20 protein-coding genes and 1 pseudogene are annotated in these 23,182 nt (G+C 69.1%); 15 read left to right on the top strand and 6 right to left on the bottom strand.

The features are described from left to right. Positions 1 to 84: 84 nt before the first annotated feature. Positions 85 to 1,947: a glycoside hydrolase family 9 protein gene (locus ACSMFO_RS35060; protein WP_436461941.1), complete on the bottom strand. Its 1,863-nt coding sequence runs from the start codon at positions 1,945 to 1,947 to the stop codon at positions 85 to 87. A gap of 182 nt (positions 1,948 to 2,129) precedes the next feature. On the opposite strand from ACSMFO_RS35060, the gene ACSMFO_RS35065 reads away from it, so the two are divergent. The 6 genes from ACSMFO_RS35065 to ACSMFO_RS35090 all read left to right on the top strand — a co-directional run bounded on the left by ACSMFO_RS35065 (position 2,130) and on the right by ACSMFO_RS35090 (position 11,376). Beyond that, complete coding sequence (locus ACSMFO_RS35065) at positions 2,130 to 3,452, top strand: helix-turn-helix domain-containing protein (protein WP_436461942.1); 1,323 nt, start codon at positions 2,130 to 2,132, stop codon at positions 3,450 to 3,452. 277 nt (positions 3,453 to 3,729) lie between these two features. Next, a complete protein-coding gene (locus ACSMFO_RS35070) occupies positions 3,730 to 5,997 on the top strand; it encodes a M4 family metallopeptidase (RefSeq protein ID WP_436461943.1) in 2,268 nt (755 codons plus the stop codon). Positions 5,998 to 6,087: 90 nt separating this feature from the next. Next, a complete protein-coding gene (locus ACSMFO_RS35075; RefSeq protein WP_436461944.1) occupies positions 6,088 to 7,674 on the top strand; it encodes a M28 family peptidase in 1,587 nt (528 codons plus the stop codon). A gap of 325 nt (positions 7,675 to 7,999) precedes the next feature. After that, positions 8,000 to 9,055 (top strand): chitinase, encoded by a 1,056-nt coding sequence (locus tag ACSMFO_RS35080; protein WP_436461945.1) that lies wholly within the window; start codon positions 8,000 to 8,002, stop codon positions 9,053 to 9,055. A gap of 183 nt (positions 9,056 to 9,238) precedes the next feature. Then, positions 9,239 to 10,492, top strand: coding sequence for a helix-turn-helix domain-containing protein (locus ACSMFO_RS35085; RefSeq protein ID WP_436461946.1), 1,254 nt, complete (start codon positions 9,239 to 9,241; stop codon positions 10,490 to 10,492). Beyond that, entirely contained in the window at positions 10,489 to 11,376 is an 888-nt protein-coding gene (locus tag ACSMFO_RS35090; RefSeq protein ID WP_436461947.1) for an aminoglycoside phosphotransferase family protein, read from the top strand. Before ACSMFO_RS35085 ends, ACSMFO_RS35090 begins: the two co-directional genes overlap by 4 nt. A gap of 163 nt (positions 11,377 to 11,539) precedes the next feature. Here ACSMFO_RS35090 and dapE read toward each other — a convergent pair whose 3' ends face one another. Then, positions 11,540 to 12,616, bottom strand: a complete 1,077-nt coding sequence (gene dapE, locus ACSMFO_RS35095; protein ID WP_436461948.1) for a succinyl-diaminopimelate desuccinylase — start codon at positions 12,614 to 12,616, stop codon at positions 11,540 to 11,542. A 48-nt stretch (positions 12,617 to 12,664) separates the two neighbouring features. On the opposite strand from dapE, the gene ACSMFO_RS35100 reads away from it, so the two are divergent. The 3 genes from ACSMFO_RS35100 (at position 12,665) to ACSMFO_RS35110 (ending at position 15,351) form a co-directional block, all read left to right on the top strand. Beyond that, positions 12,665 to 13,054: a hypothetical protein gene (locus ACSMFO_RS35100; RefSeq protein WP_436461949.1), complete on the top strand. Its 390-nt coding sequence runs from the start codon at positions 12,665 to 12,667 to the stop codon at positions 13,052 to 13,054. 28 nt (positions 13,055 to 13,082) lie between these two features. Beyond that, positions 13,083 to 14,069: a 2,3,4,5-tetrahydropyridine-2,6-dicarboxylate N-succinyltransferase gene (dapD, locus tag ACSMFO_RS35105; protein ID WP_073847497.1), complete on the top strand. Its 987-nt coding sequence runs from the start codon at positions 13,083 to 13,085 to the stop codon at positions 14,067 to 14,069. Between the two features lie 310 nt (positions 14,070 to 14,379). Beyond that, entirely contained in the window at positions 14,380 to 15,351 is a 972-nt protein-coding gene (locus ACSMFO_RS35110; protein WP_436461950.1) for a CHAD domain-containing protein, read from the top strand. On the opposite strand, the gene ACSMFO_RS35115 is transcribed toward ACSMFO_RS35110, so the two are convergent. Next, the gene (locus tag ACSMFO_RS35115; protein ID WP_436461951.1) at positions 15,327 to 16,730 is read right to left on the bottom strand and encodes an FAD-dependent monooxygenase; all 1,404 of its coding nucleotides are present in this window, start codon (positions 16,728 to 16,730) and stop codon (positions 15,327 to 15,329) included. The genes ACSMFO_RS35110 and ACSMFO_RS35115 overlap by 25 nt on opposite strands. An 81-nt stretch (positions 16,731 to 16,811) precedes the next feature. On the opposite strand from ACSMFO_RS35115, the gene ACSMFO_RS35120 reads away from it, so the two are divergent. Further along, positions 16,812 to 17,420, top strand: coding sequence for a TetR/AcrR family transcriptional regulator (locus ACSMFO_RS35120; RefSeq protein WP_436461952.1), 609 nt, complete (start codon positions 16,812 to 16,814; stop codon positions 17,418 to 17,420). Here ACSMFO_RS35120 and dapC read toward each other — a convergent pair whose 3' ends face one another. The 3 genes from dapC to ACSMFO_RS35135 all read right to left on the bottom strand — a co-directional run bounded on the left by dapC (position 17,421) and on the right by ACSMFO_RS35135 (position 19,141). Then, on the bottom strand, positions 17,421 to 18,512 hold the full coding sequence (dapC, locus tag ACSMFO_RS35125) for a succinyldiaminopimelate transaminase (RefSeq protein ID WP_436461953.1): 1,092 nt from the start codon (positions 18,510 to 18,512) through the stop codon (positions 17,421 to 17,423). Next, positions 18,509 to 18,829 (bottom strand): ferredoxin, encoded by a 321-nt coding sequence (fdxA, locus tag ACSMFO_RS35130; RefSeq protein ID WP_016331413.1) that lies wholly within the window; start codon positions 18,827 to 18,829, stop codon positions 18,509 to 18,511. The genes dapC and fdxA overlap by 4 nt, the downstream gene beginning before the upstream one ends. A gap of 111 nt (positions 18,830 to 18,940) precedes the next feature. Next, positions 18,941 to 19,141, bottom strand: a complete 201-nt coding sequence (locus tag ACSMFO_RS35135; RefSeq protein ID WP_038519160.1) for a hypothetical protein — start codon at positions 19,139 to 19,141, stop codon at positions 18,941 to 18,943. A 53-nt stretch (positions 19,142 to 19,194) separates the two neighbouring features. On the opposite strand from ACSMFO_RS35135, the gene ACSMFO_RS35140 reads away from it, so the two are divergent. From ACSMFO_RS35140 to ACSMFO_RS35160, 5 genes and pseudogenes are all read left to right on the top strand, one after another. Next, a complete protein-coding gene (locus ACSMFO_RS35140; RefSeq protein WP_436461958.1) occupies positions 19,195 to 19,929 on the top strand; it encodes a GNAT family N-acetyltransferase in 735 nt (244 codons plus the stop codon). After that, positions 19,926 to 20,924 (top strand): 2-phospho-L-lactate transferase, encoded by a 999-nt coding sequence (gene cofD, locus ACSMFO_RS35145; RefSeq protein WP_436461954.1) that lies wholly within the window; start codon positions 19,926 to 19,928, stop codon positions 20,922 to 20,924. Before ACSMFO_RS35140 ends, cofD begins: the two co-directional genes overlap by 4 nt. Further along, a complete protein-coding gene (locus ACSMFO_RS35150; RefSeq protein WP_436461955.1) occupies positions 20,917 to 22,254 on the top strand; it encodes a coenzyme F420-0:L-glutamate ligase in 1,338 nt (445 codons plus the stop codon). The genes cofD and ACSMFO_RS35150 overlap by 8 nt, the downstream gene beginning before the upstream one ends. Next, a complete protein-coding gene (locus ACSMFO_RS35155; protein ID WP_436461956.1) occupies positions 22,251 to 22,796 on the top strand; it encodes an NUDIX hydrolase in 546 nt (181 codons plus the stop codon). Before ACSMFO_RS35150 ends, ACSMFO_RS35155 begins: the two co-directional genes overlap by 4 nt. A 30-nt stretch (positions 22,797 to 22,826) precedes the next feature. Continuing rightward, positions 22,827 to 23,182 (top strand): annotated as a pseudogene (locus tag ACSMFO_RS35160) (hypothetical protein); the annotation flags it as partial.

Below are 23,182 nucleotides of genomic sequence, written 5' to 3' on the forward strand. Positions count from 1 at the left end.
CGGAGCGGCGGCATCGCCGCGAACAGGAGTTGTCGGGTACGCGAACGCGGGGCCCGCCGCGAAAGCGGGCCCCGCGATCACGCCTCAGGAACGTCCGGTCAGCGCGAACGCGAGCATGGCCGTCGAGGTGAAGTCGATGGCGGGCTCGTTGCTCGGCCACGAGGCGAGGTCGTCGGCGTAGCGGGCCTCGGGGGTGTCGAAGGCTTCGAAGGGCTTCTTGCATTCCTTCGAACCGGGCGGGAGCTCCATGTGCTCGAAGTTCTCCGCTCCGTTGGGGCCGTTCACGACGGCGCCGTAGAGCAGTTTCTCTTCGCCGGCGAGGTTCGCCGCCTGGTGGTGCGGGCACCGCGGGTACGTGGTGCCGACGCCGACGACCAGCGAGATGCCCCAGGCGTTCGCGCCGAGGGTGAAGTTCCGCTGCTGCGAACCGAACGCCGCGTACCGGCGGTCACCGGTCAGGTCCGCGTACAGCCGCTCGGTCGCGGCGAACCCGAAGCTCTTGCTGGCCGCGTCGAATTCCTTCACCGAGACGGCGGTCCGGAAAGGACTCTGAGCCGCGCTCGCGACACCTTCGTCGAGCTGACGCCGGAGGTCGCCGACCAGTTCCTTCTGGCCGAGCGCGGCACCCGGGACGCCGTGCCGCAGGAGCTTCGCCAGTTCGGCGTGCGCCAGCGCGCTGGTGTCGTACAGGTTGAGCGTGCTCTTCTCTTCGACGTCGATGTAGGCCTTCGCCCAGTGCGCCGCCTGCCGTGTCCATTCGGCCGACCGCGGGTCCCGCAGGGCCTTGGCAGCCAGAGCGAGCTGCGTCGCGCCGAGTTCCATGTCGTCCCGCCAGGACGATTCCGGGTAGTACGCGTGCGGGAACGCGGTGACCAGCTCGCCGACGTTCTCGGTCTTGGCCTGCGCGAACACCGAGGCGGCCTCGGCGAAGTACTTCCTTGCCAGCGACGGGTTCCGCTTCGCCTCGACCTGGGCACCGAGCGCGAACGCGGCGGCGACACGGCCGGCGAGGTTCGGGCTGAGCGCGGAACCGCCGGGGTTCGCCGGGAAGACCGGCCGGTGCTTCACGAAGTACTTGGGGTCACCCGGCTTCACGTCGAGCGGGTCGTCGTCGTGCGGGTTCCGCCAGACGTCGTGGTCGCCGAGGAAGCCGAACTTGTCACTGCCCGTCCCGATGCCGACCTGGGCGTAGAGCGTCTTGCTCTTCTCGTCCCACATCTTGTCGAGCCAGTCGAGACCGAGCTTGACCTCCTTGGCCAGCGCCCGGTCGTAGTCCTCGCGGAGCACGTATCCCAGCTCCGCCAGCGAATACGCCGTGTTCGAGGTGAACTTGACGAAGTCGCCCGCGTCGACCCAGCCGCCCTCGACGTCGATCGGCCCGCCCGACGGCTTCAGCGGTTCGGTGATCTCGTCACCGAATTCACCGCCGAACGCGGGCCATTCGTAGACCGTGGCCTGCTTGTCGGCCAGATGCGAGGGTTTGCGGTCGAGCCTGCCGGGGATGATGTCGTCACCGTCGCGCTGCGCCTGGAAGAACTCGTTGGTGGCGCGGACGAGCGGCGTGAAGAGCCGGTCCTTGGTGTCCACTCGGAACGTCGGCGACGTCGCCTTGGTCTCGCCGGTGACCTCGATCCGGTACTTGCCCGGCAGCCAGACCTTCGACAGGTCAAGCTGGTACACCGCCGGGTACTTCGCGTTCCAGGCGCCGAGCGACTGTCCGCTCCGTCCATGATGGACGGTCCGGCCGCGTTCGTCGATCACCGAGAACGAACCCGGCGCGCTGGAGAGGAGATAGGCGTGCTTGGTCTCGGTGATGCCGTAGCCGACCTGGTCGACCCGGACCTCACCTTGTACCGCCGCCGCGGCCGAAACCGCCGGAACCGTCAAACCCCCGAGGACCAGTGCCGAAACCGCGGCCACCGTCCGGGACCAGGAACTCACCATCATCGGCGCCCCGCTCGAATTAGTTAAGAAAGTTTCCTTTTTATGGCGCAAGACGCTAGCGTCCGGAACGCCACCAGTCAATATGTCCGTTTCGGCGGTCGAAAGTCACCGGATCCGGGCGTTGTTGGCGGGTATCCGTCCTGCTCACCCCGGATCCCCGCCGGGAAATCGTCTACCGTGGTCGGGTGCCGTCCAAGCCGAACGGGGCAGAACCACTCGGCGCGCGGATCCGGCGGTTGCGCCGGGCACGCGGGCTGACCCAGCGTGAGCTGGCCGAGCCCCGCTACGACCGCGGCTTCCTCGCCAAGGTCGAGTCGGGCGGCCGCCTGCCCTCGGACGACGTGCTCTCCCACCTCGCGCGACGGCTCGGCCTCACGCCGGACGAGCTTCGCTTCGATCGGCCGCCGGGTGCCGCCGAGGAACTCACCGCCGCCCTCGAAACCGCGTATCGCGAGTTACAGAAGGGCGGACTCGAAGCCGCGGAGCGCGAATTCTCCCGTGTGGAGCGACGTGCGGCCGAGTACCGGCTGCCGGACATCCAATGCCACGCCCGCTTCTATCTCGGCGAAGTCCAGTGGCAGCGTTACGACATCCCGTTGGCGGACAAGGGTTTCGCGCACGCCATGGAGCTCGCCGACGCCGCTTCGCCCCGGTTGCGCGCGATGATCGTCAACCGGCTGGCCGCCTGCCGCGCACTGTCGGGCGATCTGGGCGCGTCGGTCGCGCTCGTCGAAACGGCGCTCGCCGAACTCCGCAGCACCGGCGCGAGCGACCCGGACGCCGAACTGGCACTGCTGACCGCGTTGATCCATCCGCTCATCGAAATGGGCGCGCTGCGCCGGGCGCGCCGGGCCGCCGAAGAAGGCCGCCGCGTCCTCCCTTCCGCCCACCGCAAGGACATCTCCGCGCGCTATCACCGGCAGGCGGCGCAACTGTGGCAGGAGATCGGTCTGGTCGACCGCGCGGAGAAGGACCTTTCGCGGGCACTTCGGCTGTTCACGTCGATCGGCTACGACCGTGACGCCGCCCGAAGCCGCTGGGCCCGTGGCTTCCTGTGGCGACGACTGGGAAAACTCGACGAGGCGCACGCCGAACTCCGGCTCGCGCGCGACCTGCTCGCCAAGGCCGGATCACAGGAGGGCGTACTCGGCGCGACGATCGAGCTCGCCGACGTCCGCCGCCGCCAAGGGGAACTCGACGAGGCGGCCGAACTCGCCGAAGGGATCCGGCCGCTTCTGGATCGATCCCCCGATATCGAGGCGAGGGCCGAGGTTCTCCGGTTACTGGGACTCATCGCCCGCGCCCGCGGCGATCTGCCCGGAGCGACCGCGTTGCTCGAAGAAGCCGCCTCCGCACAGGAAAAGTCCGAACTACGCGGCGCGCTCGTCGCCACCTCACTGCATTTGGGCGATACGTTGCGAGCCCGCGGATTAATCGAAAGAGCGGCGGAGGCCTATCGGCGCGGTGTACGCGCGGCCGCTATGTCCGATTCCGGGCCGGCGGACTGAAAACCATACGAAAGTCGCCATATATCGCACATGGCGGGAAAAACTCTTACTACACAGGGATTTTATTCCTTGCATGTGGATCTTCGTCCGCCCCGCTAGGCCATCCGGCCCATTGACGGCCTTGTGAGCGGCTCCTTTACTCGGACGTGTCCATCGGGATAACTCCAGTTATCCGAATGGGCACGCTCCCCGTCCCCCGCCGTGCACCCGCACCGGTCTGATTCCCCGCCGCGCCACTGGCCGTCCGGGTACACGGTCCTGCCCATGGAAGGTTCACATGACCGTTCAGCGAGGGCTCAGAACAGGGTTGGCGGCTGTCGCCGGCCTTGCCCTGAGCATGACGTTCCCGGTGACCCCGGCGAACGCGACCACCGCCACCATCCAGCCCGCGAGCCCCGACGCCGTGGCCGCGAGCGCGGCCGACCAGGCCGCCGCGGCCGGAGTGGATCACCTGCGAAGGGGAGCCAACGAGGACTTCCGTCGCGTCGGGCTGACCCAGGGCGGCGGAGGACTCTTCTACGCCGCTTACGAACGAACCTACCGTGGCCTGCCGGTCGTCGGCGGGGACGCGGTGGTGGTCGCCGACGGCGCCGGACGCGTCCGCGGTACCAGCGCGGCGGAGACCGCGACGATCTCGGTCGACACCAAGGCCAAGATCTCCGCGGCGAAGGCGACCGAGGTCGCCCGCGGCCAGCTGTCCAAAGTAGACAGTGTCGTCGCGCCGAAGCTCGTCGTGCTGGCGGGGAACTCCCCCAAGCTCGCCTACGAGGTCGTCGTCGCGGGCACCAAGGCGACGGCACCGAGCAACCTGCACGTGTTCGTGGACGGCGCCACCGGCGCGGTGCTCGAAACCCGTGACGACGTCAAGATGTCGAACTTCCCGACCGCGGCGAAGAAGTCCACGTCGAACGAGCTCGGCACGCTCGGCGCCGGGAACAGCTACTACGTCGGCAACGTCACCATCGACACGACGAACTCCGGCGGCACGTACACGATGCGCGACCCGCAGCGCAGCAACATCAGCTGTGCCCGCCAGAACGGCTCGCCCTACAGCGGACCGGACGACAACTGGGGCAACGGCTCCGGCACCGACCTGGAAACCGCTTGTGTCGACACGCTCTTCGGCGTCCAGACCGAGTGGAAGATGCTGAGCGAATGGCTCGGCCGCAACGGTATCAACGGCAACGGCGGCGGCTTCCCCGCCTACGTCGGCCTCAACCAGGTCAACGCCTACTGGAACGGCTCTTCGACCACCTTCGGCCACTCGCAGGACAACCAGCGCCAGGCCACCCCTATGGACGTCGTCGCGCACGAGTACGGCCACGCCATCTTCCAGACCACGCCGGGCGGCGCGGGCAGCGGCAACGAGAACGGCGGCCTCAACGAGTCCACCGGTGACATCTTCGGCGCCATCACCGAGCACTACGCCAACAACGCCAAGGACGTCCCGGACTACGACGTCGGCGAGGGCGTGAACCTGGTCGGCCAGGGCCCGATCCGCTACATGAACAAGCCGAGCAGGATCTCCGGCAACCCCGACTGCTACACGTCGTCCATCCCGAACACCGAGGTGCACGCCGCCGCGGGCCCGCAGAACCACTGGTTCTACCTGCTCTCCGAGGGCACCGCGCCGGTCGGCAAGCCGGCCAGCCCGACCTGCAACAACACCTCGATCACCGGGATCGGCATCCAGAAGGCCGCGAAGATCTTCTACAACGGCCTGCTGAAGAAGACCTCCAGCTGGAACCACAAGGCCGCCCGCAAGGCGACCCTCGAAGCGGCGCTCGCGCTGTACCCGGGTTCCTGCACCGAGTTCAACACCACCAAGGCGGCGTGGGACGCGATCAGCGTCACCGCCGCGACCGGTGAGCCGACCTCCTGCACGCCGTCCGGCCCCGACTTCTCGGTCGGTGTCACCCCGGCGTCCGGCTCGGTCAAGCCGGGCGAGTCGGCGACCGTCACGGTGAACACCGCGACCGTCAACGGTGCGGCGCAGTCGGTGAAGCTCACCGCTTCCGGCCTCCCGGCCGGGGCGACCGCGACGTTCAACCCGGACACCGTGCAGTCCGGCGCCTCCTCGACGCTCACCATCGCGACGTCGGCGAGCACCCCTGACGGCACCAGCACCATCACGGTGACCGGCACCGCGGCGAGCGGCACGCACACCGCTCAGTACAAGCTGACCGTCGGCACCGGCGGCGACCTGCGGACGTACACCAACGACACCGACTACGCGATCAACGACTACGGCACGGTGAACAGCCCGATCTCCTCCACCGCCACCGGTAACGCGGTGTCCCCGGTGAAGGTGACGGTCACCGGTACGCACACCTGCTCCGAGGACCTCCGCATCAGCCTGCGGGCGCCCGACGGCAGCACGTATTCGGTCAAGCCCACCGGTTCCCTGCCCTGCACCGACCTGGGCACGCGGAACTACTCGGTGAACGTGACCAACGAGGTCGCCGCGGGCACCTGGACCCTCGTGGTCTACGACGCCTACGCACAGGACACCGGCACGCTCTCCAGCTGGTCGATCACCGTCTAGCTCCACCTCGCGCGTGAAGGACTCCTTCCCTCGGCTGAGCCGAGGGAAGGAGTCCTTCACGCAAACCCCTCCAGAAAGGAACACCCCGGCATGAAGTGGGGAAAGCGAATAGGAGCGGCCGTCGTCGGCATGGCCGCCGTACTCGGTGTCGTCACCGCGCCCGCGCAGGCGACCACCACCGCCGCACCGGACATCTCGCTCGCCAACGTCAAGGCGCATCTGAGCGCACTGCAGACGATCGCCAACCAGAACGGCGGCAACCGCGCCTCCGGACGGCCGGGCTATCCGGCATCGGTGTCCTATGTGGCACAGAAACTGCGCGACGCCGGCTACAACGTCACCCTGCAGACCTGTTCGAGCTGCGCGGGTTCGAGCCAGAACGTGATCGCGGAATGGCCGCAGGGCGACGCGAGCCAGGTCATCATGCTCGGCGCGCACCTCGACAGCGTCAGCGCCGGCCCCGGCATCAACGACAACGGCTCGGGTTCGGCCTCGATCCTCGAAGTCGCGCTGACACTGGCCCGCGAGAACCCGGCGATGGCCAAGCGCGTCCGCTTCGGCTGGTGGGCCGACGAGGAGTCCGGCCTGCGCGGCTCCAAGTTCTACGTCAACAGCCTGCCGCAGACCGAGCGCACGAAGATCAAGACCTACCTGAACTTCGACATGATCGGCTCCGACAACTGGGGCTACTTCGTCTACGACGACGTGGCTTCGGTCAAGGCGGTGTTCGACGAGTACTTCCGGACGATCGGCATCCAGACCGAGGGCGACACCGAAGGCGACGGCCGTTCGGACCACGCGTCGTTCAAGAGCGCGGGTATCCCGGTCGGCGGCCTCGCGACCGGTGCCGGCTACACGAAGAGCTCCGCGCAGCAACAGAAATGGGGCGGCACCGCCGGACAGGCGTTCGACAGCTGCTATCACCGCGCCTGCGACACGCTGTCCAACATCCCGGACACCCCGCTGGAGAAGAACAGCGACGCGATCGGCTACGCGCTCTGGAAGCTCGCCGTCGGCACGTCGACGGGCCCCGACTTCTCGCTCGGCCTGACCCCTGCCTCCGGAACCGTCCAAGCGGGACAGTCGGCGACCGTCACGGTCAACACCACGACGACTTCCGGCGCGGCACAAGCGGTTTCGCTGAGCGCCAGCGGCCTCCCCGCCGGAGCCACGGCGACGTTCAACCCCGCTTCGGTGCAGTCGGGCGGTTCTTCGACGCTCACCATCGCGACGTCGGCGAGCACCCCCAACGGCACCAGTACGATCACCGTGACCGGTGACGGGACCTCGGTGGACCGCACGGCGCAGTACACGCTCACCGTCGGCGACGTCAGCGTGCGCACGTTCACCAACGGCACCGACTACGCGCTCAACGACTACGCGACGGTCAACAGCCCGATCACGTCCAGCGCGACGGGTACGGCGACGTCGCCGGTGAAGGTGTCGATCACCGGTACGCACACCTGCTCCGAGGACCTCCGCATCAGCCTGCGGGCGCCCGACGGCAGCACGTATTCGGTCAAGCCCACCGGTTCCCTGCCCTGCACCGACCTCGGCACGCGGAACTACTCGGTCCCGGTGACCAATGAGGCCGCTTCCGGCTCTTGGACGCTCGTGGTCTACGACGCCTACGCGCAGGACACCGGCACGCTCGACAGCTGGACCATCACCGTCTGAGCTGTGTCTCTCAAGGCGCGCTGTCGGGTTTCCGTAGCCGGGCCGCGGCATCGGATGATCACTCACTCAGCCGTGTCAGCGGCCCGCCTCCGTAAACCCGAGGCCTCCGGCCGAAAGAACGCGCGCACGTGTCCTCGCCTGACCAGCCTCACTGTGCGAGACACTTCCTAACCATCGCGAATGGCGAGGGGGAATTCCGGACAACTCTTCGATATCTGGTCTAGACCACCCGATCGTCGGTAGCGGGGGCCGTGCACCGCGACCTATGTTGAGCCGAACGGCCGCTTCCTGTTCGTTCAAACCGCTTTCGAGATGGGAGCTGGGTATGTTCGGTCGCGTCTCACGGCTGCTCGCAATCACCGGCGCGGCGGTACTCGCCGTCACCACACTCGTCATCCTGAGCCCGGCACACGCCTCGCCCGACGCCGAGGTCTGCGCGGTCAAATCGAAGCCCGCGGGCAAGGTCCTGCAGGGCTATTGGGAGAACTGGGACGGCGCTTCGAACGGCGTCCATCCGCCGCTCGGCTGGATCCCGATCACCGACGCCCGCATCAAGGCCAACGGGTACAACGTGATCAACGCGGCCTTTCCGGTCATCCTGTCCGACGGAACGGCCAAATGGGAGGATGGGATGGACGCGACTGTGAAGGTCGCGACCCCGTCCGAAATGTGCGCCGCCAAGGACGCGGGCGCGACGATCCTGATGTCCATCGGCGGCGCCACCGCGGGAATCGATCTGAATTCGGCCACCGTGGCGGACAAATTCGTCGCGACGATCGTGCCGATCCTGAAGAAGTACAACTTCGACGGGATCGACATCGACATCGAGACCGGCCTCACCGGCAGCGGGAACATCGCCACGCTTTCCGCGTCGCAGAAGAACCTCATCCGCATCATCGACGGTGTCCTCGCCGCGATGCCGCCGAACTTCGGGCTCACCATGGCGCCCGAGACCGCGTACGTCACCGGCGGCAGCGTCGTCTACGGCTCGATCTGGGGCGCGTACCTGCCGATCGTCAAGAAGTACGCGGACAACGGCAGGCTGTGGTGGCTGAACATGCAGTACTACAACGGAAGCATGTACGGCTGCTCCGGTGATTCGTACCAGGCCGGGACGGTCCAGGGCTTCGTCGCGCAGACCAACTGCCTCGACAAGGGCCTGGTGATCCAGGGCCAGACGATCCGCGTCCCCTACGACAAGCAGGCCCCCGGCCTGCCGGCGCAGGCGGGCGCGGGTGGCGGTTACATGTCGCCGAGCCTGGTTTCCCAGGCTTACCGCAGCATTCCTTCGCTCAAGGGCCTGATGACCTGGTCGATCAACTGGGATGGTTCGCGGAACTGGACCTTCGGCCAGAACGTGAAATCCCTGCAGGGCCGCTGACCTCCCGTGTCGTCCGTCTGATCACGCGAGTTCCGCCCCCGATCACATGAGTTCCGCCTTCAATCACGTGAGTCCCGCGTTTCGACCGCCTGGGCTCACCGGGAGGAAACGGCGAACTCGCGTGATCAGAGGCGGAACTCGCGTGATTGAAGGCCGATCTCACGAGTCGTATCGTTCTCGGTCATGGGCGAGGAGGTCGGCGGAAGACTGCGGCGGCTGCGCGCCGAACGCGGCCTCACCCAGCGCGAGCTCGCCGAGCCGCACTACACCGCCGCGTACGTCTCTTCCGTCGAGACGGGCGCGCGGACGCCGTCCGGCGACGCGGTGCGCCATTTCGCCACCCGGCTCGGCATGGACACCGGTGAGCTGTTGGGCGTGACTTCGCCGCGCGACGACGTCCGGCTCGACCTGGACATCGCGGCGGCCGCGGCGGATTTCCTGGCGGGGAACGGTTCGGCGCCGAAGATGCGACGGCTGGCGCGGCGGGCGGAGGAGATCGGCCGCGACCGCCAGGCCGGACTCGCCTGGCTTTGGCTCGCGCGATTCGCCCGCGGCGACACCCAGCCCCGGCTGGTGGCCGCCGCCGAAACCGCGCTCGCGACCGACATCCCGTCGTACCGGGGACTGGCCGCCGCGCTGCGGGCGAACGTCCTGGTCGGCCGGGGCGAGCCGCACCACGCGATGCACCTGCTCCGGACCGCGCTCGACGCGAGCCTCGACCGTCATCCGCATCCGGTGCTCCTACTGACGCTGCACGCGTACCTCGCCGACGGGCAGCTCCGTCTCGGCGAGACCGTCCAGGCCGCGCATCACGCGGGAGAGGCACTGCGGCTGGCTCGCGGCGACGAGGAGATCCTGGCCGAACTCGCCGAGAACCAGCGTCGGCTGGCCGAGGCGTATCTCGATGAAGGACGGGTGGCCGACGCCGTCGCCGCCGTGTCGGCGCTGCACGACCTGCTCCACGAACGAGCCCTGCGGCCGGTGCTGGCCCGGTGCCTGTTCGCGCGAGCGCTGGTCCGGCGTGCCGACGACCCCGAAGGCGCTCTCGCGGATCTCCGCGCGTCACGCGCGGCCGCGCCCGATCACGCCGTCACGCTGGAGCTCGCCGACGTCTGCCGCGAATTCGGTCGTCTCGACGACGCCGCCGGTCTACTCTCCGAAGCGGCTGAAGCCATCCCTGCGGACTCGCCGCTCTTCGCGTCCCTCGTGTTCCAGCAGGGGTCGCTGGCGCTGGCTCGCGGAGACCTCGAAGCAGCCGAAGCGGGCTTCGCGCACGCCATCGACGTAGCGGCCCTCCGCGACGCTCGCGGCGTCCTGGCCGCGTCGATCGACAAGGCGGGAGAGCTGCTTCGCGATCAGGGGCGCTTCGAAGAGGCCGCGGACCTGCTGCGGCGTGGACTGCTCCTTCTCGGAGCCGAGGAGGACGTTTCTCAGTGACCGAAGTGGACTTGGACGACATCAGCGCCCGTTTGGCCGACCGCTTCGGCGCCGATGCCGAAGGGTGGCTCGCCGGTGTGCCCGCCCTCGCCGAACGCCTGGCCTCCCGATGGGACTTCGCGCTCGGCGAGTTGTTCGACAGCGGAGCCTCGTCCGTCGTCCTGCGCTGCCGATGGTCCGACGGGACACCGGCGGTGCTCAAACTCAGCCCGGACGGGCCGCTGCTGGCCAAACAGCTCGAAATGCTGCAGGTGTTCGCGCCGTCGGGCCGGGTGCCCGCCGTCCTGGCCGCCGACGCGGACGCCGGCGCGATGGTGCTGGAGGAGATCCAGCCGGGTACCGAAGCCGAGAGCCTGCCGTCATCGACGCTGCCGGGGCAGTGGGGAGAGCTGCTCGCCGCCCTGCACGCGGTGGCCCCACCCGAAGGCTGGCCGTGGAGTCTGCGCGGCCGGTTCGAGGAGTCCTTCGACCGGATCGGCCGTCGGATCACCGAACCGGCCATCGCCGCCCGGGTCGGCCCGGCCACCTGGCGGCGGGCGATCGAGCGCTGCGAGCGGTTGCTGGACACACAAGCCGAGGTAGTGCTGCTCCACGGCGATCTGCATCTCGGCAACGTCCTGGACGGCGGCCCGCGCGGCCTGATCGCGATCGACCCGAAGGCGTGCGTGGGTGATCCGTGCTTCGACGCCGTCGACTACGTGGTGGGCGGCGCCGGACGCGAAGGAGTCGAAGCACGGTGCCAGGTGGTGGCGGCCGCGTGCGGGCTCGACGGCGACCGGCTGTACGCCTGGAGCCGCGTGATCGCGCCCATGTTCGCCATCTCGCACCTCACCTACGGCGGCCCGGAGGAGGCTCTCGACGAGTTCCTCGCCCTGGCTAGCTGAGGGCCTATCGGCGGAGCTTGAGGTGTCTCGGAAAGTGACCATACGCGTGAACCCGCCCGGCCGAAGGCCCCGCTATCGCGGTGGCAGGGCGCCCGATCCGCTGTCGTGACGTGCCTTGCCAGCGAGCGCCCTGCCGACGTCGATCGCGGACGCGGGTTCACCTTCAGACACTGAGGAACTCGCGCAGCACCGAAGCGACCTGCCGGATCTCGCCCGCCCGCACGTTCTCCTGGCGGGTGTGCGCGAGCGTCGGGTCGCCAGGCCCGAAGTTGACCGCAGGGATCCCGAGAGCCGCGAAGCGCGCGACGTCGGTCCAACCCAGCTTCGCGACCGCCTTACCGCCGGCCGCCGCGACCAGCTCGGCCGCCGCGGGAGCGCTCAGCCCGGGCAACGCTCCTGACGACAAGTCGACAACCTTCACGTCGTAGCCCTCGAAGAGCTCGCGAAGGTGCGCTTCGGCCTGCTCGCCGCTCCTGTCGGGAGCGAAGCGGTGGTTGATCGTGAGCACGGCCTCGTCCGGCACGACGTTGCCCGCGACCCCGCCGCCGATCTTCGTGGCCTGGAGCCCTTCGCGGTAGGTCAGGCCGTCGATGTCGACCACGCGCGGCGTGTACTCGGCCAGCCTGCGCAGCGGTTCGGCGAGACCGTGGATCGCGTTGACGCCCATCCAGCCGCGCGCCGTGTGCGCGCGGGCGCCTTCGACGCGGATCTCGATCCGCATCGTGCCCTGGCAGCCGCCCTCGATTCCGCCGTTCGACGGCTCACCGAGGATCGCGAGGTCGGCCCGCAGCCACTCGGGCAGCTCGCGCTCTATTCGGCCGAGGCCGTTCTTCGTCGCTTCGATCTCTTCGCAGTCGTAGAACACGAAGGTGACGTCGTGCTTCGGCTCCCGGAGGGCAGCGGCAAGGTGCAGGAAGACCGCGTCGCCGCTCTTCATGTCGACGGTGCCGAGCCCGTGCAGGATCTCGTCGTCACCGGTCCCCTCGCGGCGCACAGGCATGTTCTCGTTGACCGGAACGGTGTCGAGATGCCCGGCCAGCAGCACCCGCGACGGACGGCCGAGGTTCGTGCGGGCGAGGACCGCGTCACCGTTGCGGATCACCTCGAGATGCGGTGCCTGCGCCTGGAGCGCGGCCTGCACGGTGTCCGCGATGACCTTCTCCTCCTCCGAGACGCTGAAGATGTCCACCAGCGCGGCGGTGAGGTCGACGGGGTCGGCGTGCAGATCGAGCGAAGGCATGCCCGCACCGTACCGCCGGGCGCCCGGGGCTACCGTGAAGGAGTGCGCATGCGAACGATCTTGGTCGCCCTCCTCCTGGTACTCAGCGGCTGCGGATCGGGGGAGGTCCCGGTGAAGGTCCGTCCGACCCAGAGCACCGGGCCGGACGTGCTGCCGATCAAGCTCAAAGCGCTGACGACCGACCAGTGCTATCTGGCGCCGGGGACCGAATCGCCCAAGGGCTGTCAGAAGTACGTCACCGAACTCTCCAGCGCCGCGGGCACGATCCGCAAGCGCCGCCCGGACCTGTCGTCGCACGCCGACGTCCTCGACCGCCCGATCGCCGCCTTCCGCGCCGCGAACTGCCAGGACGTGACGGGTCCCGGCGGCCCGTGCGGCCAGGCGCTCGGCGACATGGCGACGGCGCTGACCAGTGTGAAGAGCCTCGTCGGCGGCTGACGAGGGTCACTGGGTTACCGTTCAGGACGTGAGCGAGCAGACCCCTGACCCCGAAACGACCGGCGCCACCGGCGTCGGACTGGCCACCGTCACGACCGACGGCACGGTGCTGGACACCTGGTTCCCGCTGCCCAAGCTGATCGACGGCGCCGAAGGCAAGGCCGGCACGGTGCGGCTGACCGCCGAGGAGGCCTCCGAGGCCCTCGGTGAGGCCGCCGCCGCCCAGCTCGGCCCGGACACCGACCGAGGTGTCGAGGTCGTCGCGGTCCGCACGACCATCGCCCGGCTCGCCGACGCCCCCGGCGACACGCACGACGTCTACCTGCGGCTCCACCTGCTGTCGCACCGCATGGTCCGGCCGCACGGCGCGAGCCTCGACGGCATCTTCGGCCTGCTGGCGAACGTCGTGTGGACCAACCACGGGCCGTGCCCCGTCGAGGGTTTCGAGGCGACCCGGCTGCGGCTGCGGGCGCGCGGCAACGTCACCGTCTACGGCGTGGACAAGTTCCCGCGGATGGTGGACTACGTCGTGCCGACCGGCGTCCGTATCGCCGACGCCGACCGCGCCCGCCTCGGCGCGCACCTGGCCAACGGCACCACGGTCATGCACGAGGGCTTCGTCAACTTCAACGCCGGCACGCTCGGCGCCTCGATGGTCGAAGGCCGGATCTCGGCGGGCGTCGTGGTCGGCGACGGCTCCGACGTCGGCGGTGGCGCGTCGATCATGGGCACGCTGTCCGGCGGCGGCAAGGAGACCATCTCGATCGGCGAGCGCTGCCTGATCGGCGCGAACGGCGGCGTCGGCATCTCGCTCGGCGACGACTCGGTCGTCGAGGCGGGCCTGTACGTCACGGCCGGCACGAAGGTGACCTTCGAGGGCAAGGTCGTGAAGGCGCTGGAGCTGTCCGGCATCTCGGGCGCGGTGTTCCGGCGGAACTCCGGGACCGGCGCCGTCGAGGTCGTCGCGCGCACCGGCGTCGGCATCGAGCTGAACGCGGCCCTGCACGCCAACTGACCTGCGAAAAGGGAGCAAGGGACCTTTGCTACCGCCCAGGCGGGACCGGGCGGACGGCAAGGGGGTGTGTGGAAATAGAGACGTTGAGTGTCCCTATTTCCACACACCTCTCACCCCGCGTAGCGACACTGGCCCACCGTGTGGATTTTGGTGCGTTGGATGACCCAAAACCCACACAGTCATCAAGGCCGAAGCCAGAGAAAGAGAGCAAGGGACCTTTGCTACCACTCTCCCCCGGAGGGCGGTAGCAAAGGTCCCTTGCTTCTCTCACGGCCTGGACCACCTTGCCGGTTCACCTAGAATTCATCTTGTGACAGCCGAGACCCTGCCGCGCAAGAACGTCCCTTCGACCACTCCTGCCGCGCTCGGGCTCGGCGACCGGCCCGCGAAAGCGGGGCCGGGCGATCCGGCGGCCACTCACGTCCGGGTCAAACTCGACGTCGAGATCCGCGCCCTCCTCGCGCACGAACCGGGCACCAAATCCGGTGCCGACCCCGAAGACCTCCACCAGATGCGGGTCGCCCTGCGCCGCATGCGGAGCGTCCTCAAGCTCTCGGGCCGCCTCGTCGGCCCGGACGCCGAGCCCGTGCGCACCGAACTCGGCTGGCTCGGCCAGTCCCTCGGCGACGTCCGCGACTACGACGTCCTGATCGGGCACCTCCGCGAGGTCGTCGCCGAATTCGAGGTGCGCGACCAGCCCGCCGCGCGCCGTCTGGTCTCGAAGTTCGTCACCGAACGCGGTGTCGCGAAGCGGCGGCTCACCCGGGCGCTCGCCAGCCCTCGGTACGCCTCGATGCTGCAGGACATCGGCCGTCTCGCCCGGCAACCTGCCACCGAGGAAGCCAGCGCCGAAAGCCCCCAGACTTCCGCCGATCTCGTCGCCGGTCTCGCGAAGCCGCACCGAAAGCTCGCGAAGGCTGTGAAGGCGCTTCCTGCCGATCCCCCGGACGACGACCTTCACGCGCTTCGCATCTACGGCAAGAAACTCCGCTACGCCGCCGAAATGGCCAAGCCCGCGGCGAAGAAGAAGCAAGCGGAACGGATCCAGCGGCTGATCAAGGCCACGAAGAACTTCCAGACCGTTCTCGGGGAGCACCAGGACGCCTGCGTCGCCGCGGATCGGATGCGTGGCGTGGTGGCGTCCGTCGACGCCGAAGTCGCGTTCATCGCGGGCCGGGTCGCGGAGAAGGAACTACTGCGCCGCGCCGAGGTCCGTGCCGTATGGCGCGACGTCTGGGCGGAGGTCGACGCGGCCGCTCAGGCGGTGAGCCCGCGGATGTAGCCGTCCGGGCGGATCTCCACCTGCCGCCCGTTCTCGGCTTCGTACGCGGCGAAAGCGTGCCCGCCGAAGTCCTCGAAGTCCACATCGGACAGTGCGCTGCCCGCGGGCAGGATCCGTCGCGCGCCTTCGGGCGCCGGACCGTCGCCGAACACCAGCAGCGTCGCCTGTGGTCCACGCAGCAGCTCGAACAGCCGGACGGATTTGCCGTTCGCGTCCTTCAGTGGCGCGTCCGGGGCGCGGTCGCCGGGCCGGATCCGGCCGGTCGCCGCGGGCGCGAGCGGGCCGCCGCGGTAGCCGATGTCGAGCTGACGCGTGTTCTCGCCGCGCTCGTGCGCGTCTTCGGTGCCTTCCTTGTACTTCTCGAGGATCTCGGCGCTGATCTTCAGCACCCGCGCGGCGACCCCGCGACGCTCGGCCTCGTAACTGTCGAGCAGCTCCGGTGAACCGTCGGCGAGTTTCCAGCCCAGGTTGTACGCGTCCTGGACGCCGGTGTTGAGCCCCTGCCCACCGGTCGGCGGGTGGACGTGCGCCGCGTCGCCGGCGAGGAAAACACGACCGTCACGGAACCGCTTCGCGAGCCGGATATTGGGCCGCCACACCGTCGACCAGGCGAGGTCGTGCAGCCGGACCCCGCCGCCGGACAGTTCGTCGAGCCGGGACTGCAACGTGCCGAGCGACGCCTCGACCTCCTCCTCGCCCAGTGGCGCGCCGAACTGGAAATGCGGCACTCCCGGCAGCGGCGTGAGCACGATCCCCGACATCGGATCCTCGCGCTTGGCGAACCAGTGCCCGTACGCGCGATCGAGCCCCTCGGCCTGGACGTCGCCCAGCAGCATGCGGACCGACTCGTCGGTGGTGCCCTCGAACGCGATCCCGAGCGCCTTGCGCACGAAGCTCTTCCCCCCGTCCGCGCCGACGAGGTAGTCGACCCGGACGCGCTCGCCCGGCAGCTCGGCGGTCACCCCGTCGGCGTCCTGCTCGAAACCGAGCAGTGGCGTGCCGAGCTCGACCTGGACGCCGAATTCGGCGAGCCGCTCACGAAGGATCCCCTCGGTCCGCGACTGGCCGAGGAAAAAGCCGTTTGGGTACGGCACGTCCGGCGTCGGCTCGGCGAGCTCGGCCATCCACCGCTCGCCGACGACCTCGCCACCCAGATGGATCTTCATCGCCACGGGCGGCTGCCCGGCAGCCAGCACCGCGTCCAGTACCCCGAGATCCTCGAAGACCTCGAGCGTGCGCGGTTGCAGACCGTCGCCGCGCGAGCCCTCGAAGAACGTCTCGGCCTTCTCCACGATCCGCACGCCGACGCCGCGGCGCGCGAGGTCGATGGCCAGCGTGAGCCCGGTCGGCCCGGCTCCCGCGATCAGCACCTCGGTCATCTCTCTCCTCCGGTGAATTGCGATTCAGTGAATCCGAATTCACTATGCTCGTTGCTAGCCTTCCGTGTCAAGGAGGTGCCGATGACGGCGATGAGCCGCAAGGAGAAGGCGGCGGAGACCGAGGCCGCGCTCAAGGAGGCGGCGAAGCGCGTTTTCGCGGCGAAGGGGTATCTGAACACCAAGATCACCGACATCACGGCGGAGGCCGGGCGCGCGGCGGGTTCGTTCTACAACCACTTCACGAGCAAGGAAGAGCTGCTCGAAGCGCTCCTCGAAGATCTCGCGGCGGAGAGCGACGTCAACGCGACCTCACCGGAGCACATCCCCGACTTCACCGACCCGCAAGCCGTGCGCTGGCACGTCCGCGAGTACTGGAACTTCCACCGTGACAACGCCGCGACGATGCTCGCGCTGCGCCAGGCCGCGATGGTCAGCGACGAGTTCGCACGCACCTACGCACGCTTCGGCGCCGCTCAGGCGTCGGACATTCTCGACCACTTGGGGTACATCACCGCGGCGGGCATGGAGCTTCCGGCGTCGGAGCGGGTCACGCTCGCGATGATGGCCGAACTGGTCAACGGTTTCGCGCACACGTGGCTGCTCGACCCGTCGGCGATCTCCGAAGAAGAAGCCGTCGAGGCGCTGACGCGATTCGTCTACCGGGGCTTCACCGGCCGCGACGTGCGCTAGTCAGGAAGCGAGCCGCTCCACGGCCGCGTCGATCCGCTCGTCCGTCGCCGTCAAGGCGATCCGGACGTGGTTCCCGCCGGTCGGCCCGTAGAACGTGCCCGGCGCGGCGAGGATGCCGCGGCCGGCGAGCCAGTCGACCGTGTCGAGCGCGGATTCGCCGCGCGTGGACCAGAGATACAGTCCCGCCTCGGAGTGCGAGATCTCGAAACCGCTGTCCAGCAACGCCTTCCGCAGCACCAGCCGACGGCGTGCGTAGCGTTCCCGTTGCACGGCAAGCGCTTCGTCGTCCTTCAGCGCGGCGACCATGGCCTCCTGCACCGGCCGCGGCACGATCAGCCCGGCGTGCTTGCGGATCTCCAGCAGGCCGGCGACGAGCTTCGGGTCACCGGTGACGAATCCGGCGCGATAGCTCGCGAGGTTCGCGGACTTCGACAGCGAATGGACGGCCAGCAGACCGTCGAGGGAGCCGCCGTGCACGTCCGGGTGCAGGATCGACACGGGCTCGCTTTCCCAGCCCAGCGCCAGATAACACTCGTCGGACACCACGACGACGCCGCGTTCCCGCGCCCAGTCGACGACCTTGCGCAGGTGGTCGACACCGAGCACGCGCCCGGTCGGGTTGGACGGCGAGTTCAGCCACAGCATCGACGGCCGCTGCGGGCCGAGCGCGAACGTGCTGTCCGCACGCAGCAGCGAAGCACCCGCCAGCAGCACGCCGACCTCGTAGGTCGGGTACGCCACCTCGGGGATGACGACGAGATCACCGGGGCCGAAGCCCAGTTGCCGCGGCAGCGAAGCGACCAGTTCCTTCGAGCCGATCGTCGGCAGCACGGCGGCCTCGGGAACACCCGAGATGCCGTGCCGCCGCGAAAGTGCTTCGATCGCGGCGGCCCTGAGCTCGGGGATCCCGTGCGTGGTCGGGTACCCCGGGATTTCCGACACGGACGCGAGCGCCGCGCGGACGCTCTCGGGGACCGGGTCCACCGGCGTGCCGATCGACAGGTCGACGATGCCGCCGGGATGTGCCTGGGCCTTCGCCTTGGCTTCGGCGAGGGAATCCCAGGGGAAATCGGGAAGAGCGACCCGGCTCATTCGCCCTGCGGGGGAAGAGCCTTGATGAAGGCGGGGTCGTGACTGGTCTTGCCGACCTTGGAGGCGCCACCGGGCGAGCCGAGTTCGTCGAAGAAGTCGACGTTGGCCTTGGTGTAGTCGTTCCACTCGTCGGGGACGTCGTCCTCGTAGTAGATCGCCTCGACGGGGCAGACCGGCTCGCAGGCACCGCAGTCGACACATTCGTCCGGGTGGATGTACAGCATGCGGTCACCCTCGTAGATGCAATCCACGGGGCACTCGTCGATACACGCCTTGTCGAGCACGTCGACGCAGGGCTCGGCGATCACGTAGGTCACTGCGTACTCCTGCTTTATCTCTGCTTCACCAGTCTGCAACGGACATTACGCGCCCACGGGCGCGACCGGCCTGCTTAGGCCACCCTTATCGCCTACCCCGGGTATGGGCTTTCAGCGGTCCTTCCGGCGCGGCGGCGGAGTGGCCCTGCTGTCCCCGGTGATGCGGAACTGCGGCGCGGCGGGCTTCGCCACTGCTGAGTCCTTCTCGTCCTGCTCGACGGCCTTTTCCGCGCCCAACGCCCGGTTGAAGCCGTCGGAGATCTCGCGAACCAGGTCTTCGTTGTGCCTGTCGTCCTTGCGCGCGATGCTCATCGGGGTCCCTCCACTGCCTTCCTTGGCACAATCTAACCGTGAACAGTGCGGAAATGCTCGAGCTCACCTGTAGCCGCGCTTGGACTCCCCTGCTGGAGAGCCGGATCGGCGACTGGAGGCTCCGCTGGGCGGACGGGTTCACCGCCCGGGCCAACAGTGCCCTGGCGATCGGTGACCCGGGAAAACCGCTGCCAGACGCCCTGCGGGCGGTCTGTGACTTCGCCCACGATCATGCCATCCCAGCGGTCGTTCAGGTGATCCAGAACACGTCTCTCGAAGACGACCTCGCCGTCTCCGGCTGGGTCCACTATGTGGAACACCGGCCCGCGCACGAGGTTCGCCTGCTCACCGGGCCGCTCTCACGCGGGACCTCGGCGGAAGCGGTGATCCTCGACGAGCCGACGTCCGGATGGTGGGAGATGACGGCGGGCAGCGCCGACCCGCCGGAGGCGCCGCGCCACGTCCTCGGCACCGGCAAGGTCGGCTTCGGGATCGTGGAGCTGGACGGTGTCACGGCCGGCGCGGTGCGCGGAGCGGTCGTCGGCGAGTGGCTGCACATCGCCCGTTTGGAGGTACGGCCGGAGTTCCGGCGGCGGGGGCTGGCCCGCGGGTTGATGAACGCCGTGGGCGCCTGGGGCGCCGGTCAGGGCGCGACCGGGATGCTCCTGCAGGTCGCGATGGCGAACTACGGCGCGCTGAAGCTGTACGAAAGCCTGGGCTGTACGGAGCACCACAGGTACCGCTACTGGGCCCCGGGACCCGGCGCGTGCGAGGATCGCCCGTCGTGAAGGTCGTCATTTTGGTCGGCGGAGTGGGCGGGGCCCGCTTCCTGCTGGGGGTCAAGCAAGCACTGGGTCTGCCCGCGACCGGTTCCGCGCCGGACTCGCCGCACGAGGTGACCGCGCTGGTGAACACCGGGGACGACGTGTGGATGCACGGTCTGCGCATCTGCCCGGACCTGGACACCTGCATGTACACCCTCGGCGGGGGGATCGACACCGAACGCGGCTGGGGCCACGCCGGCGAGACCTGGACGGTCAAGGAGGAGCTCGCCGCCTATGGCGCCGAGCCGACCTGGTTCGGCTTGGGTGACAAGGACATCGCGACGCATCTCATCCGTTCGCGGATGCTGCGCGCGGGCTATCCGCTGTCCCAGGTCACCGAGGCGTTGTGCGATCGCTGGCAGCCGGGCGTGCGCCTGCTGCCGATGTCGGACGACCGCGTCGAAACGCATGTCGTGATCGACGATCCGGAGGATCCGGACCAGCGCAAGGCGATCCACTTCCAGGAGTGGTGGGTGCGGTACCGCTCCGAGCCGAAGGCGCATTCGATCATCGCCGTCGGCGCCGACGAGGCCAAGCCGGCGCCCGGCGTGCTCGACGCGATTGCGGCCGCCGACGTCGTGCTGTTCGCGCCGTCGAATCCGGTGGTCTCCGTGGGCACGACGCTCGGCGTCCCGGGAATCCGCGACGCGCTGCGGAAGACGCGCGCCAAGGTCGTCGGTGTCTCGCCGATCATCGGCGGGAAGGCGTTGCGCGGTATGGCCGACGCGTGCCTGAGCGCGATCGGCGTGGAGACGTCCGCCGAAGCCGTCGGGCGGCATTACGGTTCCCGCAAGGAATCCACCGACGGTGTGCTCGACGGCTGGCTGGTCGCCGAGGGCGAAACCGTCGACGTGCCGGGGGTCGCGGTCCGCGACGTGCCCCTGCTGATGTCCGATGTGGACGCGACCGCGGCGATGGTGCGCGCGGCTTTCGACCTGGCGGGAGTTTCCGTTGACTGACCACGCTTCGGCGAAGATCGAGATCCTGCCGGTCGAAGGCCTGCCGGAGTTCCGGCCCGGCGACGACCTGACCGGCGCGATCGTCGAGGCGGCCCCGTGGCTGCGTTCGGGCGACGTCCTGGTCGTGACGAGCAAGATCGTCTCCAAGGCCGAGGGCATGCTGATCCGCGTCCCGTCCGATCCCGAGGAGCGTGACGCCGCCCGGCGCAAGCTCGTCGAGGAGGAGTCCGTCCGCGTGATCGCGCGGATCAACCGGACGGTGATCACCGAGAACAAACTCGGCATCGTGCAGGCGGCGTCCGGTGTGGACGCGTCGAACGTGGCCTCCGGTGAGGTCGCGCTGCTGCCGTCGGATCCGGACGCCTCCGCGCTCGCGCTGCGGAACGGGCTGCGCGAGCGGCTCGGCGTCGAGATCGCGGTCGTGGTCACCGACACGATGGGCCGCGCGTGGCGGGTCGGGCAGACCGACGCCGCGATCGGCGCGTCCGGCCTGCGGGTGCTGCATTCGTACGCGGGCGAGGTCGACGGCCAGGGCAACGAACTCGCCGTCACCGAGGTGGCGATCGCCGACGAATTGGCCGCCGCGGCGGATCTGGTGAAGGGCAAGCTCGGCGGGACACCGGTCGCCGTCGTGCGGGGCCTTCGGCTCACCGACGACGGCTCGACCGCCCGGAACCTGCTCCGGCCGATCGAGGAGGACCTGTTCCGCCTCGGTACCAACGAATCCATCGCGCAGGGCCGACGGGAAGCCGTGCTCGCGCGGCGTTCGATCCGGTCGTTCACCGACGAGCCGGTCGATCCCGAGGTGTTGCGCCGCGCGGTCGGGACGGCGCTGACGGCGCCCGCGCCGCATCACACGAAGCCGGTCCGGTTCGTGTGGCTGCGCGAGGAAGGCTTGCGGCGCAAGCTTCTCGACGCGATGAAGGCGTCGTGGCAGGCCGATCTCGAAGGCGACGGCTTCACCGCCGAGCAGGTCGCGAAACGGCTCAGCCGCGGCGACATCCTGTACGACGCGCCCGAGGTCGTGGTGCCGTTCCTCGTCGCCGAGGGCGCGCACACCTACCGCGACGACCGGCGGAACGCTTGTGAACACACGATGTTCACCGTCGCCGGTGGAGCGGCCGTGCAGGGCCTGCTGGTCGCGCTCGCGGCCGAAGACCTCGGCTCGTGCTGGATCGGGTCGACGATCTTCGCGTCCGCCATCGTGCGCGACGTCCTCGGCCTCGACGAGCGCTGGGAACCGCTCGGCGCGGTCGCGATCGGCCATCCCGCCGCGCTCCCGCCCGCGCGCGGCCCCGTCGAACCCGGTGAAGGACTTCTCGAACTGTGACCCTGCACGACGACGTCGTGTCCACATTGTCCGGTTGGCGACCGGTGGACGCGGCCCAGGAATCCTTGCGCCAGGCCTATCTCGGCTTCCTCGCCGCACGAGACGACGCCTGCCGCCGCGAATGCGCGGCAGGGCACGTCACCGCGTCGGCCGTCCTTCTCGACGCCGACGGGGAGAATGTGCTCCTCACCCTGCATCCGCGGGTCGGACGCTGGCTGCAGCTCGGCGGGCATTGCGAACCCGGCGACGCGACGCTCGCGGACGCCGCTCTTCGTGAGGCACGCGAAGAATCCGGCATCGAAGACCTCGTGATCGACCCGGCCCCGGTGCATCTCGACGTCCACCCGATCACGTGCTCGCTCGGCGTGCCGACCCGGCATTTCGACGTGCGTTTCGTGGTGCGCGCACCCCGCGGGGCACAACCGGTCCAAAGCGACGAATCGGACGATCTTCGTTGGTGGCCGGTGAATTCCCTCCCGAAAGGGTCGGAAGATCTCGCCGAACTGATGGAAGCCGCCGTGCCCGCGGCGTCCGGCCGTTAGGGTGTCGGCTGACGTTCTTAAGGGGGAATGATGCTGACGACGCTGACGCCATACCTGGACCGGGTCCGGGTCCACAGCAGCGGTGACGGTGAAGGCTTCGGCTGGTTTCTGCTGGTGCTGGCGATCATCGTCGTCATCATCGTGATCGTGGTGATCATCGTGAAGGTCAACCAGGCGAAGAAGCCGCCGATGACCTTCCCGCAGAACCCGAACTTCGGCGGTGGCGGCCCGGCTCCGGGCTTCCCGCCGCCGCCTCCGCCCGCCGGTGGTCCCGCCCCGCAGGGCAACTGGCAGCAGCAGCCCGGCTTCCCGCCGCCCCCTCAGCCCGGCTTCGGCCAGGCGCCCGGTTTCCCGCCGCCCCCGGCCCCGGCGGGTTTCGCGCCGCC

Source organism: Amycolatopsis sp. w19 (genome assembly GCF_051373225.1).
GTDB lineage: Bacteria > Actinomycetota > Actinomycetes > Mycobacteriales > Pseudonocardiaceae > Amycolatopsis > Amycolatopsis japonica.

Excerpts from the sequence above, each read along its gene's own strand:
- dapE (WP_436461948.1), bottom strand. The coding sequence starts at position 12,616 with ATGCCTTCGCTCGATCTGCACGCCGACCCCGTCGACCTCACCGCCGCG.
- ACSMFO_RS35140 (WP_436461958.1), top strand. The coding sequence starts at position 19,195 with ATGCTCGAGCTCACCTGTAGCCGCGCTTGGACTCCCCTGCTGGAGAGC.
- ACSMFO_RS35070 (WP_436461943.1), top strand. The coding sequence starts at position 3,730 with ATGACCGTTCAGCGAGGGCTCAGAACAGGGTTGGCGGCTGTCGCCGGC.
- ACSMFO_RS35080 (WP_436461945.1), top strand. The coding sequence starts at position 8,000 with ATGTTCGGTCGCGTCTCACGGCTGCTCGCAATCACCGGCGCGGCGGTA.
- ACSMFO_RS35060 (WP_436461941.1), bottom strand. The coding sequence starts at position 1,947 with ATGATGGTGAGTTCCTGGTCCCGGACGGTGGCCGCGGTTTCGGCACTG.
- ACSMFO_RS35135 (WP_038519160.1), bottom strand. The coding sequence starts at position 19,141 with ATGAGCATCGCGCGCAAGGACGACAGGCACAACGAAGACCTGGTTCGC.
- ACSMFO_RS35075 (WP_436461944.1), top strand. The coding sequence starts at position 6,088 with ATGAAGTGGGGAAAGCGAATAGGAGCGGCCGTCGTCGGCATGGCCGCC.
- dapC (WP_436461953.1), bottom strand. The coding sequence starts at position 18,512 with ATGAGCCGGGTCGCTCTTCCCGATTTCCCCTGGGATTCCCTCGCCGAA.
- ACSMFO_RS35115 (WP_436461951.1), bottom strand. The coding sequence starts at position 16,730 with ATGACCGAGGTGCTGATCGCGGGAGCCGGGCCGACCGGGCTCACGCTG.
- ACSMFO_RS35120 (WP_436461952.1), top strand. The coding sequence starts at position 16,812 with ATGACGGCGATGAGCCGCAAGGAGAAGGCGGCGGAGACCGAGGCCGCG.
- ACSMFO_RS35100 (WP_436461949.1), top strand. The coding sequence starts at position 12,665 with ATGCGAACGATCTTGGTCGCCCTCCTCCTGGTACTCAGCGGCTGCGGA.
- ACSMFO_RS35085 (WP_436461946.1), top strand. The coding sequence starts at position 9,239 with ATGGGCGAGGAGGTCGGCGGAAGACTGCGGCGGCTGCGCGCCGAACGC.